This window comes from Persicirhabdus sediminis (assembly GCF_016595495.1).
Classification (GTDB): domain Bacteria; phylum Verrucomicrobiota; class Verrucomicrobiia; order Verrucomicrobiales; family Akkermansiaceae; genus Persicirhabdus; species Persicirhabdus sediminis.
Map to the genome: position 1 here is coordinate 1 of NZ_JAENIM010000022.1, position 16,904 is coordinate 16,904.

The following is a 16,904-nucleotide window of genomic DNA, read 5'->3' on the forward strand; positions in this document are numbered from 1 at the left end:
AGTGAAAATGGTTATCCATCAAACAATAAGTCAGGATTTTTATGCCTGAGAAGCGCGCCATGCGCCACATGATGCGCAAAAATGCTTCTTTTTCCTGGTCGCCAAACAGGTAATCTCCACCCGCCGTGCGACTCATCACGTGGTAACAATACGAGTGCCGATCATCGCCAACAATGCGCACATGCCCACCCGATGGCGGCGCACAAATCATGCCCGCCGCGCCACCAGAAAAACCCGTTTTACAATCCGCCAACTGCAGCGGCGTAAGCGGCTTACTTGCCACTGGTTTTTGTTGATTCTGCAATGGTTCTGGAGATTTCATAATCACCAATATCGCACAGAATCAGTGGCTTTCATTTAAAAAATGCCGTGCATCTTTTAAGTGCACCTTTTGAGTGGGCAATAATCACCAATCCTCCTTACCGCACAAAAAAATCACCCGCTGAGCGTTGTGCTCGGCGGGTGATTTCTAAAATTTCTTCTAGCCAGCTAAATTAAGCTTCTTCTGGCTTGGTGAATGCGCGTGATCTTGGCTCAGCAGCTTTTCTTGAGCCACCGCCACCTGAACAGGTAACAAATGGTCCGTCGGCCATAGGAGCTGAGTCGGAGAATCCAACATCCGGCATTTCAGATGGCAGGCCTTCTAGCGGGAATTCCTTACGCATTGGGTGGAATGGATACCCTTCCCACATGAGGATGCGCTTGAGATTTGGGTGACCGGCAAATTTGATGCCCATCATGTCGTAGACTTCACGCTCGTGCCAGTCAGCTGATCCCCAGATGTCGGTAACCGTTGGAACTTCTACTTCTTCAGCGATCTTCACTTTCACGCGAAGGTGAGCCGCGTCATCAACGGTAGCCAGCTCATAGAGGACTTCAAAACGTGGATCTTCACCGTATTGGTCAACGCTGGTGATATCGAGCAGCAGCTCGAAGTTGAGATCTTTGCGACAATACTCGATCACGGCACGGAATTCATCCAGTGCGACAATCGCTGTGTATTCGCCACGAAATTCGACGATCTCGGCAGCGGAAAATTTTTCCTTCAGCTTGTTGGCAGCTTTTTCAGAGGTCATGATAATATGATCGGCTAATTATTTGATATCTACGGACATCTCGGCTTTACCTGGGCGAATCTGAGCGGCGGTAGATTTCTCTGCTTGGATTTTGTCCTGCAGCTTCATCATGCCTTCAATCAATGCTTCTGGGCGCGGAGGGCAGCCAGAAACGTAGACGTCTACAGGAATGAGGCGATCGATGCCTTGGAGCACTGCGTATGAGCGGAACATGCCACCACTGGATGCGCAGGCGCCCATGGCGATACAATATTTTGGCTCAGGCATTTGGTCCCAGATGCGTTTTACGGACAGTGCCATTTTGTAGGAAACCGTACCGGCTACGATCATCACGTCAGATTGGCGTGGTGAAAATCGCATCACCTCGGCGCCGAAGCGAGAGAGGTCAAAACGAGAACAGGCGGATGCCATCATCTCGATCGCGCAGCAAGCAAGGCCCATAGGCATTGGCCACATGGAGTTTTTGCGCATCCAGTTAATAGCGGCGTCGACTTGGGTGAAAATGATATTTCCCTCAATTTTTGAGTCGTAAGATGCGTGCGAGATTGCGTTTTCGTCGGCAGAAACCATGGTGGTGATAAATTTGTACAGCGCGGAAATTAGCTAGCGTTGAGCGTTACACAAGGCAAATTCGCCCCAAATCTGCAAGTTGCAAGAAATGGGGCAAGAATCACTCGATCGGACAATCCTTGTGAGCTTTCCGATCGAGCTAAGTATCGCGTCGCGACTAGTCGATGATAGTCGCTACGGTATCGAGGATACGAGCTACGTTTGGTAGCTGGTCGTGCTCGACATATTTAGAATAAGTAGCTGGTGCATCCAGAGTACAGACACGCTTGATTGGCGCGTCGAGGTAATCAAATGCGTGCTCTTGGATAATCGTAATGATTTGAGAAGAAACACCGCAGAATGGTTTGCTTTCGTCAACGATCACGCAGCGGTTGGTTTTCTTAATGCTCTTAAGGATGGCATCTTGATCCAGCGGACGAATGGAGCGCAAGTCGAGCACTTCAGCATTAATCCCCTTCTCAGCTTGCAATTTCTCAGCAGCTTCCAGCGCAAAATGCACACAACGACCGTGAGCGATGAGCGTGAGATCGGTTCCTTCACGTTTGATATCAGCTACACCCAGAGGGATGACAAAATCACCATCTTCAGCTGGCGGCACTTCACCTTCGATGCCGTAGAGCAGTGTATTTTCCATGAAATAAACTGGATCGTTGTCGCGGATGGCGGCTTTGAGCAGGCCTTTGGCATCAGCTGGAGTGGATGGTGTAACCACCTTCAGACCTGGCATGCTGGCGAAAATATTCTCTGGGCAATGTGAGTGAGTAGCGCCCACACCAGTACCACCATTGGCTGGTCCGCGCAGGACGATTGGGCAATTAGCCAATCCACCAGACATGTAGCGCATGTTGGCGGCATTGTTTACCAGCTGGTCAAAGGCCACGCTGTGGAATGACCAGAACATCAGCTCCATCACAGGGCGCACGCCGAGCATTGATGCGCCCACTCCCATGCCGATGAATCCGGCTTCAGAAATTGGCGTATCAAAAATGCGCTTATCGCCCCATTTGTTCCACAGTCCTTCAGTGACTTTATAGGCTCCATTGTACTGAGCTACCTCTTCACCGAAAATGACTACATTTTCATCGTGTTCGAGTTCCTCATCCATTGCTTCACGGATGGCGTGGCGGAAAAGCATCGTTCTCATAGAATCAAAAAATTAGTAAGTTATAGGGTAATCGGGCTCAAATTAATCATTAAAGAAGTGGCGGCCAGTATTGCCAGCTGCAGTATCATTATCCACTTCCCAGTAAACATCCTCAAAGAGAGATTCAACTGTTGGCACTGGTGACTCGACGGCAAACTTGCCAGCTGCATTAGCTTCCAGCTTGGCTTCTTTGTCGATGGCATCAGCTGTTTCGTCAGAAAGCACACCTTCGCTGATCAGCTGACGGCGCCACAGGCGGATAGGGTCGTGGTAAGTTTTGTACTTTTCGATTTCCTCCGGAGTACGGTACTTCTTCGCATTGGCGTCAGCCACTGAGTGACCGTAGTAACGATAGGTCGCAATCTCCAGAAGAGTTGGTTTGTTCTCGTTGCGCGCGCGCTCCATCGCTTCGTAGGTTTTTGCGCGGACTTCGTAAACATCTTCACCGTTCACCGTATCCCATTCCATGCCGTAACCTTCAGCACGCTTAGCAAGCGGACCGTCGTGGGCACTGGAACGAGCCTGGCTAGTTCCCATGGAGTAGCCGTTATTTTCAATGATATAAACAACAGGGATTTCCATCAGGGAAGCCATGTTGAGAGATTCGTGGAAAGCACCTTGGTTGATAGCTCCGTCACCGAGGTAGCAGAGACAGCATCCTTTAAGTCCTTGATATTTCACACCAAATGCCAGCCCGAGGCCAAGCGGTGTCTGACCACCAACAATACCGTGGCCGCCCCAGAAATTATGCTCAGGAGCAAATAAGTGCATTGAGCCGCCCTTACCTTTAGAGGCGCCAGTCGCCTTACCAAAGAGCTCAGCCATGCTAGGATTCATCTCCATGCCGCATGCGAGCGCGTGGCCGTGACAGCGATAAGCTGTGATCACGTGGTCGTTTTCACCGCAGAGGGAAATGGTGCCCGTAGCCACCGATTCTTGACCAATATAAAGGTGGAGGAATCCAGCCATTTCGCCTTTATTATAGTACTTCAGCGCGGTTTGCTCGAATCGACGGATGCGGCACATTTCGCGGTACATCTCGATTTTTTCTTCAGCACTAAGGGCCGCATTGATTGGCGCCGCTGCATAATCTGTAGGAGTGATAGAGGTGTCCATAGTCAGTTGCTTTGTTGCTTGTGCAGTAAGCGCATATTGCCAATCGAGCAAGCGATAAAGCGCACAGCATGCATATACTGCCATAATTCTTCATTTTTTTGCTCTAATTCCTCAATCTAGCTAAGCTATGAAATATCCCACTAGCAAAGCTCGCATATACATTCATATGACAACCCAACTCACCCTTACATTCTCAGCTCTAACTCTAGCTACAGCATTCGGCGCCCCACTCAAGGTGATGATCCTTGATGGCCAAAATAACCACAACTGGAGGGCCACTACGCCCGTTTTGGTAGAAGCATTAGAATCCACTGGTGAATTTGATGTCGACATCTGCACATCTCCAGCGCGCAAACCTCGCAATGCTGAGGTGGAGCCAAACCCACAAAAATGGGATGGCTGGAACCCGCAGTTTTCTAACTATGATGTTGTCGTCAGCAACTACAATGGCGAAAGCTGGCCAGAAGATGTGCAGAAAAACTTTGTCTCATTTGTAGAAAATGGTGGCGGATTTGTCTCCGTTCACGCGGCTGATAATTCATTCCCAGAATGGAAAGCCTACAACAAAATGATAGGCATTGGTGGCTGGAATGGTCGCAAGCTAGTGCGCGACGGCTACTGGGTACACGTAGAAGATGGCAAAGTGATCAAAGACAATACCACTGAGGGAAATAGTGGTGCCCATGCTAAGAAAAGTGAATTCCTCGTTGAGCACCTAACTACTGACCACCCAATTACCAAAGGGCTTCCCCATCGCTGGTTGCATACCATCGACGAACTCTACTGCAAAATGTGCGGCCCAGCTGAAAACCTCGAAGTGCTAGGTTATGCTAAATCTACTCTATCCAAGCGCAACGAGCCCATTCTCATGACCATCCAATTTGGCAAAGGTCGCATCTTCCACACCACTCTGGGCCATGACGAAACCGCCATGCGCTGCCGTGGATTCTACACACTACTCCAGCGCGGCACCGAATGGGCCGCCAGCGGTGAAGTCACCCGCAATGCTGCCGTACCAGCTGATTTCCCAACAGAAGATAAAACATCTCCAGTTGCCAAACCCTAACTAGCTAACTCTATAGCTAAAAAATAATCTACCTCTCATCTGCCCAGCTGGATCTCCCAGCTGGGCATTTTTATGCCGTAATCAATTTGGCAAAGCTAGCCAGCTGACCAGCCACCTTCACAAAACGAAAACATTCGTTTAAATTTCATCTCGACGGCAAATTCATCATCACCTATTTTGTTTCATGCCATTATGATGAAGTCAGCCCTCACCCACCTCGCTGCTATCTTACTAGCAAGTCAATCGCTCTACGCGCTGGAATTTGAATTCACCGGTACAGACGGCATGGACGCCGACGCTCTAGCAGGCTTTAATGCCGCTGCAGATTTCTGGAGCAGCCAGTTCACTGATGACGTGACCATTAATATAGAAATTGGCTTTAGCACGCTGGGCGCAGGTATACTCGGCTCCACGAGTTCAACGACTCAATACATCTCAATCAGCGATTTTTATACCTCTATTGCAGCCGATGCCACCAGCGCTGACGACCTAACATCATCAGCTAACCTCTCGCCACTAGCAGGCAATGGAAAGCTGAGTTTTATCACCCAGACTGACTCCGAAAACGGCAGCATGCTCACGAGCCTAGATTCTGACAATTCAGGCAACAACCTTTCTATGGACATCAATACGGCTAACGCTAAAGCCATTGGATTATTTGACGGCAGCTCTACCAGCGACGGATCTATCGTTTTCAGCGACACCTTCCCGTGGGACTTTGATGCCTCTGATGGAATTGACGGCGATAAATACGACTTTGTTGGTGTGGCCGTTCACGAGATTGGCCACGCCTTGGGATTTGTCAGCGGAGTAGATACGGTAGATTTTGCCGTTAGCAACGACATCGACTTAGAGAATTATCGCGTATTCACACCGCTAGACATGTTCCGCTATGCCGATGACAGCGGCACGCTCAATCTAGCTGCTGGAGCTGACGCCTATCTATCCATCGATGGAGGCCAAACCGCCATCGCGTCCATGTCCACAGGCAGCGCTAATGGTGACGGCCAGCAAGCGAGCCACTGGAAAGACAACCTCGACATCGGAGCTTTGGATCCCACGCTGGCCTTGGGTGAAATCGTCGATGTCACTAGCACCGACCTGCTAGCCTTCGACATCATCGGCTGGGATCTGGCCCCAGTACCGGAGCCAGCTAGCTTCCTATTCATTAGCCTTGCTGGAATTGGAGCCATGTCGGTTAGGCGCAGAAAAGTTGCTTGCTAGAAACAGCTAACGAACCAGCGCAGACTTTGGCGCCACCCACCGCTGATGCACTAACGCGTCAATCATCAACTGGCTGGAAATCCCATCGCCATCACGCTGGTAGAGCAAACTCACAAATACTGGATGATCCGCGCCAGCTGGCAGCTGGCTCAAGGTATCAAACCCCACCGCGTCAGGTGCCATCAGCGCACGATGAACAAAACTTCCGTCGCGGCTTTCTATCATAAAACTCAAATACCCCAGCTCGTCATACGGTGGCAAAATCGGGCTATCATCGCGGCGTAGCAGACAGCGCATCTTCACGCGCTCGGCGGGTCTCGATTCAGCAAAATTTGGCCAGCTCATTTCGCCGTACGCCACCATCGCCGCCCATTGCAGCTGCAGCCCAGCTGGCTTTTCCACCACCGATGCGTAGTGGCCTAACTTCTTCACATCGTAGTAGGCAATCAGCCACGTTTTTTCACCTTCGATGCGCACAGGAGCGACCGTCTTCACCTTCCACATTGGCACATCAAATTGATGCCGTTTGCGGTAATAATCCACCATCATCTCGTGCTCATCGGCAGCCACCGATTTCATCTTCTCATATAGCTGATCGGTAGCTAAAAAGGCCTGCAAAAACTCCGTCACCTCAGCAGACGAATACTCCCTAACTGACACCTCTGACTCAGCTGTCGCAGCGACCACTTCTTCATCAGCTAGATTGAAAAAGATCACACCCAGCGATCCCACTAACAAAACCACCACACCAACGATCACAGCCAGCCACCTCCCGCTGGACATCGAGCCAGCTGGCTGGGCGAGCCACTGTTCTTCAGGGTCGAGGATTTCCTCTGGGTTCTGGCTAGCTGGAGGGTCAGGCATTTACCCAACGCTAACTTACTCCAGCTGAAGTGGAAGCCATTTCTCCTAGTCGCCTTCTAACTAAGCTGTTTCCAGCTGGTCAAATTTGGCCTCTTCCTTTTTCAGCCAGCGTTCCACGAGGATAGGCGCAAATGGAATCAAGGAAGCGATGAAAATCAGCGTAGGCACTTTGATTTTCCACTCAGCGGCAATCCACGCCTGCAGCAAAACGAGGCAGAAAATACAGAACAGCACACCATGAGCCATGCCGACGACACGCACCATTTCCGGCTGGCCCCAGATGTATTTCATGGGCATAGCGATGAAGAGCAGAGTCAAGTAAGACAGCGCTTCTACAAGGCTAAGAATACGTAGGCGTCCGAGTGGTGATTTGAGAATATTCATAGGGTCAATACGGGCTTTGTGCGCATTTGTTTGCCACTGAAGGCAGGGAAAATCAACCCCAGAGAAATGACATTTTTCTAATCGCAGGCATCAATCCTCTAGCGCTGAATGCATAAGGGCCACCGCGGAATCTCCACGGCGGCCCTATCACGCATACACACTTCTATTTCCTAGAAGATCTTTTCTTTATGCCACGAGAAGTCATCTACAATGATCTCCTCAGTGGTGGTGGTATTAGAGCTCCCGCGCTTGAAGCGCACCTTCACCTTGAGGAAGTCGTACTCAGGGCGCTTGCGCATCGTTAGAGCGATCTCACCGTCATGACCTGGCAGACAATCGCCAACGTCGCTCTTGGTGATAACTAAGTCGCCAGCGCTATCGTAGCACTCAACGCGTACGTTGAAGTCCGAGTCGTCAGCCATATTCAGCGCACGTACATTCATGCGGAAAATGTAGCGTGTGCCATCAGCATCACTGCTGAGATCAAAGGTACGGTTAAGGCCAGCTTGAATACCAACATCAGATGGGCTCAGGCTAACAATCGCAGATTGGCTGCCGTTGATCACCTTAGCTGGATCCGTGGTGGTGGAAACATAAGCTCCTGAGAGCTTGCTCCAATTCGTCAGGCCACTTTCAAAGTCACCATTAGTTAGTGGTTTCTCAGCACCCAGACGAACCACTGATACGTTATCAACAATGTAGCGGTGATAGACTGGATTTTGCCCCTGCTCGACGACAAAGTGAACGTGCATGTGCGTTGCGTTAGCTGGGCGTTGTGCATTAACCACGAGTTCGTCGCGTAGATTGTTCAAATCTACCTGATTCACACTGCTCTGCGAGCTGATCACTGCGTCGTCAGCTGGATCTGCATCATCATCCCAATCGACAACCAAGTAGGCAATGCCTGTCGGGTTAGCAAAATGCGACTTGGCGTCAGCCCTGACAATATATTGTGTATCAGCAAAATCATTAGACACGTCGATGGTATTGCTGATGCTAGCGGAATCACCTTGCGTCGAGGTATTGGTGCGGATTTCCAAGCTGCGACCATGGATGCTGACACCTGCTACTTTCGGCTGGTAGTAGAGGTAGCTGCCATGTTGGGTCCACGATGTGTATCCATCTTCACAGTCGCCATTGGCAACCTCTATCAGCTCACCTTCAGGATCTTCCACAGCATAGCTGCTGTGGCTCACGCCATCATCAAACACAAATGGTGTGTGCTGGAATCCATAGCTCGTCCATGTTTGTCCGCCGTCGTCACTACCAAGAATGCGTCGTGGTGTGATTTTTGAGAAATTGAGCACTGTGTTGCCATTGGCATTCACCTCAGATGTTGGTGTCTGCACAAAGAACTCATTGCCCAATGTATCTGTCAGGCCAGGATGTAGAACTTCACCTAAGCCAATCAGGCCAAACCAGAAGTCTGCAATACCAACTGAGCCCATTACATAGCTATCATCTAGCATCGACTTGCGAGTGAGCAGGTGGAAGTTAGAATCACCTGAGGCCCCTTGCATTTCTTGGCGCAGACCATCGCGGTAGGCTAAATACCCGCCAACAACAGGAGAAATCCAGTGCTGCCCAAAACCAACCACCGCTGGGAAGTGAATGATATCACCAGGGTGATCGCTAGGGCCATCGTTGTAATAATTGCCCGTCATCCATGGATTATTTCCAGCTGAGAAGGCGGTGAAATAAGGCGCGCCCATGTCATCTCCTTCAGCCATGGAAGTGGAATAATAATTATCGTGTTCTACCAACCATGATGCTTCATCTTGGTGTTGGTTGAGAATCATCGCGCCGCCGAGAACAACAAAGGCTGCGTGGGATGCCTTCAATGTCGGCTCGTCAGCTAGATAATAATCGTATTCATCAATGTCTGAGCGCTTGTAGAGGTAGTTTTCGTAATCACTAGTCGCCAATGGATCTTGCGCAGCTGCTAGATCTACCATAATCCAGCTCTCGTTAGTAGACAGGTTGTTATTGTTGAGCGGACCGTAGTCGTCGTTCTTCCAAGTGATCGCGTAGTTAGAGTTCACTGAATCACCAGCTCGCTTCATAATGCTGCGGAAGTACTCTTTATAATCAGCGATGTTTTGGTTCGCTGGGAAAAGCTCCGTCGCTTTGTAAGCAGCTGGTAGAATCTTCATTTGCGAATACAAAGTAGCAGCTGTAGCGGTAACATTTCCAGCTGAGTCATAGGTATCGTAGAGCACGCCATCAACTGTTTTCACACCACCTAATCCGTCGGGATGAGCACCAGCATTACGCTGTAGCATTTTCTCGATGTAACCCTCAGCGTCGCTATCACCATTGACCAAGTGAGCAGCTAACATGGTGTACATCGCCCAGCCAGCAGTATCGATGTCGATAGATGAATCGAGGTTGTTTCCAGCCTGCACGATCTTGCGGGTATTAAACCCTTCAGGAACCAAATTATCACGCCACATCGTGGTCTTCACTGCTTGCACGTATTGGTCAAATTCATCCTGCACCCAGTCATCAAATGATAGACGTGTATCAGAATCATCCGCCATTAGAGACACGCCGTTAGAGGCGACCATCATGCGACCACATGCGGTTGCTGAGATGTCGGAAATCTCATCTGCATAACTGTAATGCTGAAGAGTGGCTCCACCGCCAGCGTGAAGATCTGCCTTCTGCGCAATCTTCAGCTCGTCGTAGTTGCCGTGATCTATCAGCACCATCAATCCTTCTGTAGCTGGACCACCATAAGTACGCCCGTAGCTGATATCTTTGATGCCGGAAGCACTCGCTACTGAACTCAAGCTAAGAGCTCCAGCTGGATCTGCGCTGTAGATGCTTCCCGCTGTCGCCACATATAGAGTTTGGTCTATCATGTCCACCGCGATGCCTGTGATTTCAGAACTATCTCCAGGGACAACGGTTTCGTACGGCTCGGCTGATGCCGTATTTTTCTCAGCAATGTAGCGCTGCAGGCCACTATCGGTGCCGACAAATAACTCACCTTTGTAGTAAGCCATGCCGTAGGTTTTTGCTGAGCCCATGACATCTTCGATGCGCAAGCGGTCAAACAAGCGCAATTCCTTAGTATTGATGTTATATGCTAACACCGCATCTTTATCGGCAACGTTTCCAGCTGAGCTACACACACTGATAAATAGCTGGCGACCTTGCGGGCTGAAGCACATGCCGCATGGGCCGTATTCTTCGCCAGCTAGATTTGCCCAATCCATGATCGCGGTGATATCAGCTGAGCTGATAGAGCCAATCAGGTTCTCCCTGATGTCGCGGATCTCGATGCTATCGCTGAGTCTATCAGCCGCAGCATAGTGACCTGCTACCTGAGAGCTAGCTACCAAGCTAGATGAGCCAGAACCAAAGCTCAAACTGCTCTGGCTAACATTCCCATTACCAGCGCCGGCACTGGTAGTGATCTGCAATGTCGCTTGCGTGCTGAGGCCATCTTGATCTGCAACCTGCACGGTAAAACTTCCCAGCCCAAGGTCAGAGCTATTAGGAGTTCCAGATAGAGAGCCATCGGCAGCTACAGCCAGCCAGCTAGGGCCGCTGATTTTGCTAAATGTCAGTGTATCTCCTGCATTGGGATCGCTAGCTGAGGCGGCTAGTGAACCCGAGTATTCGACGTATTCTTCAGCACCAGCTAGGGTGAGTGGATCTGAGCTGAATGTTGGCGCTTCATTGACTTCCGCTAGATCACCTTCGATGAGCACGTCATCAATGTAAACTAAGTCTGCATTTCCCGATGCCTGACAGATGAAGCGAATCTTCATATTAGACGGCAATGCGTAAGTGGCGCTGTCAATTTCAATGACCTGGTTTTGCAGAGCATTCTCAACCAGATTGGCTCCATCAGCCCAAGTTTGCACGGTGACCCACTGGCCACCATCCCAATATTGCAACCAGAACCCTTCGCCCGCTTCCATCTTGCGAGCGTAATAGCTGAAGCTCACACGCACCGATTGATAGACACTGGCGTCAAAACTATTAGTCAGGCTAACTGCTGATGCATCACCGCTATCATCTCTAATCAAAACAGCATTGCTACCACTAGCTGCATAATTCGTTCCGGTATAGAGGCTGCAATCGCCGCCGCCGTCTGTGTACGTTCCGAAACCAGATTCAAAACCTTCTGGTCCCGTGATTGTTTGCCACGATTGTGCCGAGGCACTCGCGTATATTGCAAACAACATTATAGATGTCGATTTTGCAAATGATCTGCAAATCGAACCTTTCAAATGTAATTCCCCTGTTTGTTTTTTCATGGCTTGTGTGTTGCAAGGCCCATGAACACATTTCGGTAGATACTGAAATGCAAGCCTTCAATACAAGATGTTCCAAAGTATTGCAAAAACCTCACACACAACTCTTTAACTTATCATACAAGGATCGATATAGCCTGCTAGAAAATCGGACGCATCCCTTGTCACACCAAGAAAAATGCCGAGTGAACCAACCAGTCCACTCGGCATAAAAAAATTCAATTTTGCAGATTTTCAGCTCCGTTACTGGCTACTAATCTGGAAATACGATGGCTCGATTGCGGTCAATGATGGTTCGGTCACTGACGTGATACCGGATGCCTTTTGCCAATGCATCACGCTCACAATCGCGCCCCAAACGCATGAGATCCGCCGGTGTATGAAAATGTTGCACGCGGCGAACTTCTTGCTCAATGATGGGACCGGCATCGAGATCACTGGTGACATAGTGGCAAGTAGCGCCGATCAATTTCACCCCTCGCTCGTATGCCTGACGGTATGGATTGGCACCAATAAATGCTGGCAGAAAGCTGTGGTGAATGTTGATGATCTGACCACTAAATTGCTGGCAAAACCAATCTGGTAGAATCTGCATAAAGCGGGCTAACACACTAAGTTCTACTTTTTCTTCGATAATAATATCGCGGATTTTTTCAAATCCAGCTGCCTTCAGTTCACCATCCATTTCGATGTAGTGAAATGGGATCCCGTGCTTTTCAGCGATCTCGCGGCAGTCTTCGCGGTTGCCGATGATAGATGTGATTTCTAGTGGCATTTCACCCAGCTCGGTACGCCAGATGATCTCATTGAGACAGTGGTCGGTTTTTGTCACTAACACCGCAGCGCGCATCTTGTATGGGCGCTTTCGAAAATGCCAGTTGGCATGCAGCGCGCGGCCAAGTGTGCCAAAGCCATTGATGAAATCGTCGTCCTCCACGTCCATGCGTGAGGTGTCCAACTCTAGTCTAGCAAAGAACTTGTTTTCCTTGTGATCGGTAAACTGTGAAAACTCGGTCAAGTTCGCTGAATGCAGCGCACAGTATGAGGCGATTTTAGAAACGATGCCCGGCTGATCTGGGCTATCTAACTTCAGGATAATTCCGTTTGGTTTCATGGCAAATGATTAGTTAAGAACACGCAGTGCTTGGCGAAGCAGCTCGCCAGACTCAGCTGATGGGCTGGCAGCTTGAGCGGCTTTCACCGCCTTGCGCGCTTCTGATTGTTTGTATCCCAGCGCGATCAAACCGTATTCGGCATCGACGATGGCTGATGGGGTAAGTTCGCTAGCTGCAGCTTCCCAGCTTTCGGTGACGCCCACCTTATCTTTGAGTTCTAAAATGATGCGCTCGGCAGTTTTTTTACCTAAGCCTTTGATGCTGGTTAGAGAGTTAGCATCACCATTGACAACGGCCTGCTTGAAATGCTCGACAGACATGCCGCTGAGCACTGACATGGCGATAGACGGGCCGATGCCGCTGACGCGATCGATTAACAACAGAAATACATCACGCTCTTCCTGGGTGGCAAAACCAAACAATGAGTGAGCTTGCTCGCGGATGTGCGTATGAATGTGCAGGGAGACTTCAGCGCCTTCTAAGGGGTTTAGTTTGTCAAAAGTCGACAGTGGAACGTTGACCAAATAACCAACTCCATTGACATCAATCACCAAGCGATTTGGCAATGCTTCCCAGACCTTTCCTCTTAGACGCGCAATCATAACTTAATTTTCCCGAAGCTGTATGGCCAGCTAGCCTTCGTCAATCTTCAACTGAGCTAGCGCGCACTCAACCGCAGCGACATGAGCCCTAATACGCAGATCGAGCTCTAATGAGCTTGGCGTTTCCAAGGTGTATGAAACACAGGCGCCACGCTCCGCCATATAAATGGCCTCTGGCCAGTTCTCAGGCTCGTCAGCTGCTGCCTCGTGGAATATCCACCCTGGTTCTTTGACTTGGTGATCATCAATCAATGGCTCTGGCTCAATGGCCATCACCTCGCTCACACAAGCTAGCAGCTGGCGGGAAAATGACGGTTTACAGGCCACATTGATTTCATAAAGGTAAAATCCGCTGCTCTCCCAGTCTTCGTGCAGTGATAGAAATAGCTCAGGCACAGGCTGCTTATCTAACCAGCTGGTGTGCGCTTTGGCCTCTTCGCTGCGGCGCGCTAGGTAGTCGCGGTTCAGATCAATTCCAGCTGGAGTCTCGCGTGTACCAGCTAACAATCCAGCTGGATTTAGCAATGGGCACATCAGCCAGCTATAATCAGACTGGAAAAATCCCTTTTTGAGCAAGGATAAGATAGCCAGTGGCCCAGCTGGCTCATCACCATGCACGCCACTGGATAGATAAATACAGCGTTTGCTCGTGCCGTCACGACGGTACGCATAGACCGGCAAGCCCGCTGGCTCACACAACTTTTCCGCGCTAAACCCCGCTGCTAGCGCGAACTCATGAATTTCATCAATAAGCTGTCGGATTTCCACATCGCCTGCGTAGCGCGAATCCAGCTGACCTGCAACTCACAATGCGAAAATCCCAGCTTATCTATGGCATGAGCAGCCAGCTAGATCTGCTGGCTACAGGTTTACTCACTGCAGTTGCATTTGATGTCGATCTTGTTCCAAGGAGCCTTGGCGAGCAACAATGCCATGCCGCAGAATCCTGTCACTGAAGCAAATAATAGCCCAGCGCTAACAAACCAGGTGAGGAAAATCAGACCTGGCACCCAGCTAGAACCAATCAAACCAGTCAGCAACAAAAGTGAGGCGACAAAAAATACCTGACGCTCAAGTGGCCACGGAGCCTTTTTATCTTTATCCACAGCTAACCCTGCACGCTGCCAGCTAGTGATGCCACCATCCAGCTCAGAAACATTTTCAAATCCGTTCTCACGCATCAGCTTGGCGGCGCGTGATCCACGAGGGCCAGCCTTGCACATAACAACGTATTCTTTCTCTTTATCCCATGAGCCGATCTCGCCAGCTAGAGAATCTAGCGGGTAGAGCTTGGCTCCAGAGATTCTTGCGCCCGCCCATTCTAGCGGCTCACGCACGTCGATCAGTTCACAATTTCCAGCCTGTAGCTTGGCTTCCAGTTCTTTAGCGCTCAGTTGAGTATTCATATCGTGTCGAATTGATATATGTGAATATAATTATATAATTGCATTAGGCAAGTAATAAATTTACCATGAGCGCATGAAACCACTAAGTGATACGCAGATCGAAGAAATCGCCGAGCGATTTAAGGCGCTGTCAGACCCCACACGGCTGAGTATTTTGCACCATCTAATGAAGGGAGAAGCTGCGGTAGGTGAAATAGCTGAAGGAGTTGCGCAAAGTCAGCCGAATGTATCCCGCCATCTAGCAGGCTTAAAACAGGCGCGATTTGTCAAAGGCACACGCCAGGGTCAATCGATTCGCTATTCGATTGCAGACGACTCAGTGTATCAACTTTGTGCCATCATGTGCGGCCAAAATACGTAAATTTTTCATTGGCTAGCAGACGGAAGAAGATAGTTTCACAGGCGATGAAAGTATTGGTAGTTGGAGGCGCTGGGTACATAGGAAGTCACTGTGTTCGTCAGCTTATAGAGGCAGGTCACCAGCCGGTGGTCTTGGATAATTTGGTTTACGGTCATCGCGCAGCGGTTGATGAATCCATCGTGTTCTATCAGGAAGATTTGGGCAATCGCGCAGCTGTTGCAGAGATTCTGAAAAATGAACAAATTGAGTTGGTGATGCATTTTGCCGCCTTCATCAATGTGGGTGAATCCGTGCACGAGCCGCTGAAATATTACGAAAATAACGTCGGCAATACCATCCAGCTACTGCAGGCCATGGTTGATGCTGGGGTGAAGAAATTTGTTTTCTCATCCACTTGCGCGACTTACGGCGAGCCAGACAAACTACCATTGGTAGAAGACCTTCCTCAGGCCCCTATCAACCCGTACGGCATGACCAAACTGCAGGTGGAGCAATTGCTCAAGGACCTAGCTCATTGTGGCAAAATATCCTCTGCGGTATTCCGCTACTTCAATGCTTCTGGTGCAGCTATCGACGGTACCATTGGTGAAGATCACAGCCCTGAGTCACACCTCATTCCTCTGGCGATTTTTGCCGCCACTGGCCAGCGCCCAGCGCTCAAAGTATTTGGCACTGACTACCCAACACCGGACGGCACCTGCCTGCGCGACTACATCCACGTAGACGATCTATCACGCGCACACATTGCCGCCTTTGATAAGCTGGAAGCCGACAATACCTTTGTTCACTACAACCTCGGCACAGGCACACCGATTTCCGTAAAACAGATCATCGATAGCGTGGAAAAAGTCACTGGGCTCACAGTGCCTCACGAATTTGCGCCACGCCGCGCGGGTGACCCGCCAGCTCTGTATGCAGACAATAGCAAGGCTCGCGAGGAACTCGGCTGGCAGCCAAAATACAATTCCGTTGACGACTTGATAGAAACTGCTTGGAAGTGGCACAAGAGCCACCCGAATGGTTACGCTAGCAAGTAACTGATAGCAAATTTCCAGCTAGCTGCGCATCACTGCCAGCTAGCTTTTTTTTGCTCACGCTAAAACTTCCGTCGGCCTTGCAGGGCGCGCGTTAGAGTGAGTTCGTCAGCGTGTTCTAACCCGCCACCAGCGGGTAGACCTTGAGCAATGCGTGAGACCGAACAATCTAGCGACTCAAGCATTTCAGCTAGATAATTAGAAGTGGCTTCCCCTTCCACATCAGCCCCCAGAGCTAATACCACCTCAACACCCGACATGCCCTTCACCCGGCGCAGTAATGCACGGATATTCAGGTCTTCTGGCATCACGCCATCTAGCGGAGATAACTTTCCTCCCAGGCAATGGTAGTAGCCATCAAAGGCACCAGAGCGCTCCATCGGCAATACGTCAGTAGCATTTTCCACCACGCATAAAAGCTGGCGGCTGCGGTTGTGGTCGCTACAAACTGGGCAGCCAGCTGAGGTCGTGAAAAATCCACAATCGCCACACAATGAGACTTCTTGTTTGGCGGCGACTAATGACTCAGCCAGCACCATTGGCTGCGCCTTTGGACTCTGCATTAGCCACAGGGCAACACGCTCGGCGCTACGCGGACCAATGCCGGGCAGGCGCTTGAGCTCTTGAATCAAATCGATAACAGGTTGTGGATAGTTGATAGATGCCATAGTCAG

General features: G+C 50.1%; 17 protein-coding genes. 4 read left to right on the plus strand and 13 right to left on the minus strand.

The window, feature by feature from the left end; genetic code table 11:
• The 5 genes from JIN82_RS04695 to pdhA all read right to left on the minus strand — a co-directional run.
• Positions 1–322, minus strand: a 322-nt coding sequence (locus JIN82_RS04695) for a transposase (RefSeq protein WP_234041741.1), incomplete at its 3' end; no start/stop codon positions are given.
• A 172-nt stretch (positions 323–494) separates the two neighbouring features.
• On the minus strand, positions 495–1,076 hold the full coding sequence (locus tag JIN82_RS04700) for an NADH-quinone oxidoreductase subunit C (RefSeq protein WP_200310491.1): 582 nt from the start codon (positions 1,074–1,076) through the stop codon (positions 495–497).
• A gap of 18 nt (positions 1,077–1,094) precedes the next feature.
• Positions 1,095–1,646: an NADH-quinone oxidoreductase subunit NuoB gene (gene nuoB / locus JIN82_RS04705; protein WP_200310492.1), complete on the minus strand. Its 552-nt coding sequence runs from the start codon at positions 1,644–1,646 to the stop codon at positions 1,095–1,097.
• 157 nt (positions 1,647–1,803) lie between these two features.
• The gene (locus JIN82_RS04710; RefSeq protein ID WP_200310493.1) at positions 1,804–2,790 is read right to left on the minus strand and encodes an alpha-ketoacid dehydrogenase subunit beta; all 987 of its coding nucleotides are present in this window, start codon (positions 2,788–2,790) and stop codon (positions 1,804–1,806) included.
• A gap of 42 nt (positions 2,791–2,832) precedes the next feature.
• Complete coding sequence (gene pdhA / locus JIN82_RS04715; RefSeq protein WP_234041775.1) at positions 2,833–3,990, minus strand: pyruvate dehydrogenase (acetyl-transferring) E1 component subunit alpha; 1,158 nt, start codon at positions 3,988–3,990, stop codon at positions 2,833–2,835.
• Between the two features lie 43 nt (positions 3,991–4,033).
• Here pdhA and JIN82_RS04720 point away from each other — a divergent pair, with 43 nt between their 5' ends.
• Both JIN82_RS04720 and JIN82_RS04725 read left to right on the plus strand, forming a co-directional pair.
• Positions 4,034–4,972: a ThuA domain-containing protein gene (locus JIN82_RS04720; RefSeq protein WP_234041776.1), complete on the plus strand. Its 939-nt coding sequence runs from the start codon at positions 4,034–4,036 to the stop codon at positions 4,970–4,972.
• 192 nt (positions 4,973–5,164) lie between these two features.
• The gene (locus JIN82_RS04725) at positions 5,165–6,196 is read left to right on the plus strand and encodes an NF038122 family metalloprotease (protein ID WP_200310494.1); all 1,032 of its coding nucleotides are present in this window, start codon (positions 5,165–5,167) and stop codon (positions 6,194–6,196) included.
• Positions 6,197–6,202: 6 nt separating this feature from the next.
• On the opposite strand, the gene JIN82_RS04730 is transcribed toward JIN82_RS04725, so the two are convergent.
• The 7 genes from JIN82_RS04730 to JIN82_RS04760 form a co-directional block, all read right to left on the minus strand.
• Complete coding sequence (locus tag JIN82_RS04730) at positions 6,203–7,060, minus strand: hypothetical protein (RefSeq protein WP_200310495.1); 858 nt, start codon at positions 7,058–7,060, stop codon at positions 6,203–6,205.
• Between the two features lie 60 nt (positions 7,061–7,120).
• On the minus strand, positions 7,121–7,444 hold the full coding sequence (locus tag JIN82_RS04735) for a DUF3817 domain-containing protein (RefSeq protein WP_200310496.1): 324 nt from the start codon (positions 7,442–7,444) through the stop codon (positions 7,121–7,123).
• A gap of 170 nt (positions 7,445–7,614) precedes the next feature.
• Positions 7,615–11,643 (minus strand): Ig domain-containing protein, encoded by a 4,029-nt coding sequence (locus JIN82_RS04740; RefSeq protein ID WP_200310497.1) that lies wholly within the window; start codon positions 11,641–11,643, stop codon positions 7,615–7,617.
• A 322-nt stretch (positions 11,644–11,965) separates the two neighbouring features.
• Positions 11,966–12,826, minus strand: coding sequence for a formyltetrahydrofolate deformylase (gene purU / locus JIN82_RS04745; RefSeq protein ID WP_200310498.1), 861 nt, complete (start codon positions 12,824–12,826; stop codon positions 11,966–11,968).
• Positions 12,827–12,835: 9 nt separating this feature from the next.
• On the minus strand, positions 12,836–13,429 hold the full coding sequence (gene ruvA / locus JIN82_RS04750) for a Holliday junction branch migration protein RuvA (RefSeq protein WP_200310499.1): 594 nt from the start codon (positions 13,427–13,429) through the stop codon (positions 12,836–12,838).
• Positions 13,430–13,459: 30 nt separating this feature from the next.
• On the minus strand, positions 13,460–14,197 hold the full coding sequence (locus JIN82_RS04755) for a M14 family metallopeptidase (RefSeq protein ID WP_200310500.1): 738 nt from the start codon (positions 14,195–14,197) through the stop codon (positions 13,460–13,462).
• A gap of 101 nt (positions 14,198–14,298) precedes the next feature.
• Positions 14,299–14,835: a rhodanese-like domain-containing protein gene (locus JIN82_RS04760; protein WP_200310501.1), complete on the minus strand. Its 537-nt coding sequence runs from the start codon at positions 14,833–14,835 to the stop codon at positions 14,299–14,301.
• A 73-nt stretch (positions 14,836–14,908) separates the two neighbouring features.
• Here JIN82_RS04760 and JIN82_RS04765 point away from each other — a divergent pair, with 73 nt between their 5' ends.
• On the plus strand, positions 14,909–15,196 hold the full coding sequence (locus JIN82_RS04765; RefSeq protein WP_200310502.1) for an ArsR/SmtB family transcription factor: 288 nt from the start codon (positions 14,909–14,911) through the stop codon (positions 15,194–15,196).
• Between the two features lie 44 nt (positions 15,197–15,240).
• Positions 15,241–16,233 (plus strand): UDP-glucose 4-epimerase GalE, encoded by a 993-nt coding sequence (gene galE / locus JIN82_RS04770; protein ID WP_200310503.1) that lies wholly within the window; start codon positions 15,241–15,243, stop codon positions 16,231–16,233.
• A gap of 59 nt (positions 16,234–16,292) precedes the next feature.
• On the opposite strand, the gene recR is transcribed toward galE, so the two are convergent.
• Positions 16,293–16,898, minus strand: coding sequence for a recombination mediator RecR (gene recR, locus JIN82_RS04775; RefSeq protein WP_200310504.1), 606 nt, complete (start codon positions 16,896–16,898; stop codon positions 16,293–16,295).
• Positions 16,899–16,904 lie beyond the last annotated feature (6 nt).

Coding starts and splice junctions, on each gene's coding strand:
- JIN82_RS04700 (WP_200310491.1), bottom strand. CDS start 1,076: ATGACCTCTGAAAAAGCTGCCAACAAGCTGAAGGAAAAATTTTCCGCT.
- nuoB (WP_200310492.1), bottom strand. CDS start 1,646: ATGGTTTCTGCCGACGAAAACGCAATCTCGCACGCATCTTACGACTCA.
- JIN82_RS04710 (WP_200310493.1), bottom strand. CDS start 2,790: ATGAGAACGATGCTTTTCCGCCACGCCATCCGTGAAGCAATGGATGAG.
- pdhA (WP_234041775.1), bottom strand. CDS start 3,990: ATGGCAGTATATGCATGCTGTGCGCTTTATCGCTTGCTCGATTGGCAA.
- JIN82_RS04720 (WP_234041776.1), top strand. CDS start 4,034: ATGAAATATCCCACTAGCAAAGCTCGCATATACATTCATATGACAACC.
- JIN82_RS04725 (WP_200310494.1), top strand. CDS start 5,165: ATGATGAAGTCAGCCCTCACCCACCTCGCTGCTATCTTACTAGCAAGT.
- JIN82_RS04730 (WP_200310495.1), bottom strand. CDS start 7,060: ATGCCTGACCCTCCAGCTAGCCAGAACCCAGAGGAAATCCTCGACCCT.
- JIN82_RS04735 (WP_200310496.1), bottom strand. CDS start 7,444: ATGAATATTCTCAAATCACCACTCGGACGCCTACGTATTCTTAGCCTT.
- JIN82_RS04740 (WP_200310497.1), bottom strand. CDS start 11,643: ATGTTGTTTGCAATATACGCGAGTGCCTCGGCACAATCGTGGCAAACA.
- purU (WP_200310498.1), bottom strand. CDS start 12,826: ATGAAACCAAACGGAATTATCCTGAAGTTAGATAGCCCAGATCAGCCG.
- ruvA (WP_200310499.1), bottom strand. CDS start 13,429: ATGATTGCGCGTCTAAGAGGAAAGGTCTGGGAAGCATTGCCAAATCGC.
- JIN82_RS04760 (WP_200310501.1), bottom strand. CDS start 14,835: ATGAATACTCAACTGAGCGCTAAAGAACTGGAAGCCAAGCTACAGGCT.
- JIN82_RS04765 (WP_200310502.1), top strand. CDS start 14,909: ATGAAACCACTAAGTGATACGCAGATCGAAGAAATCGCCGAGCGATTT.
- galE (WP_200310503.1), top strand. CDS start 15,241: ATGAAAGTATTGGTAGTTGGAGGCGCTGGGTACATAGGAAGTCACTGT.
- recR (WP_200310504.1), bottom strand. CDS start 16,898: ATGGCATCTATCAACTATCCACAACCTGTTATCGATTTGATTCAAGAG.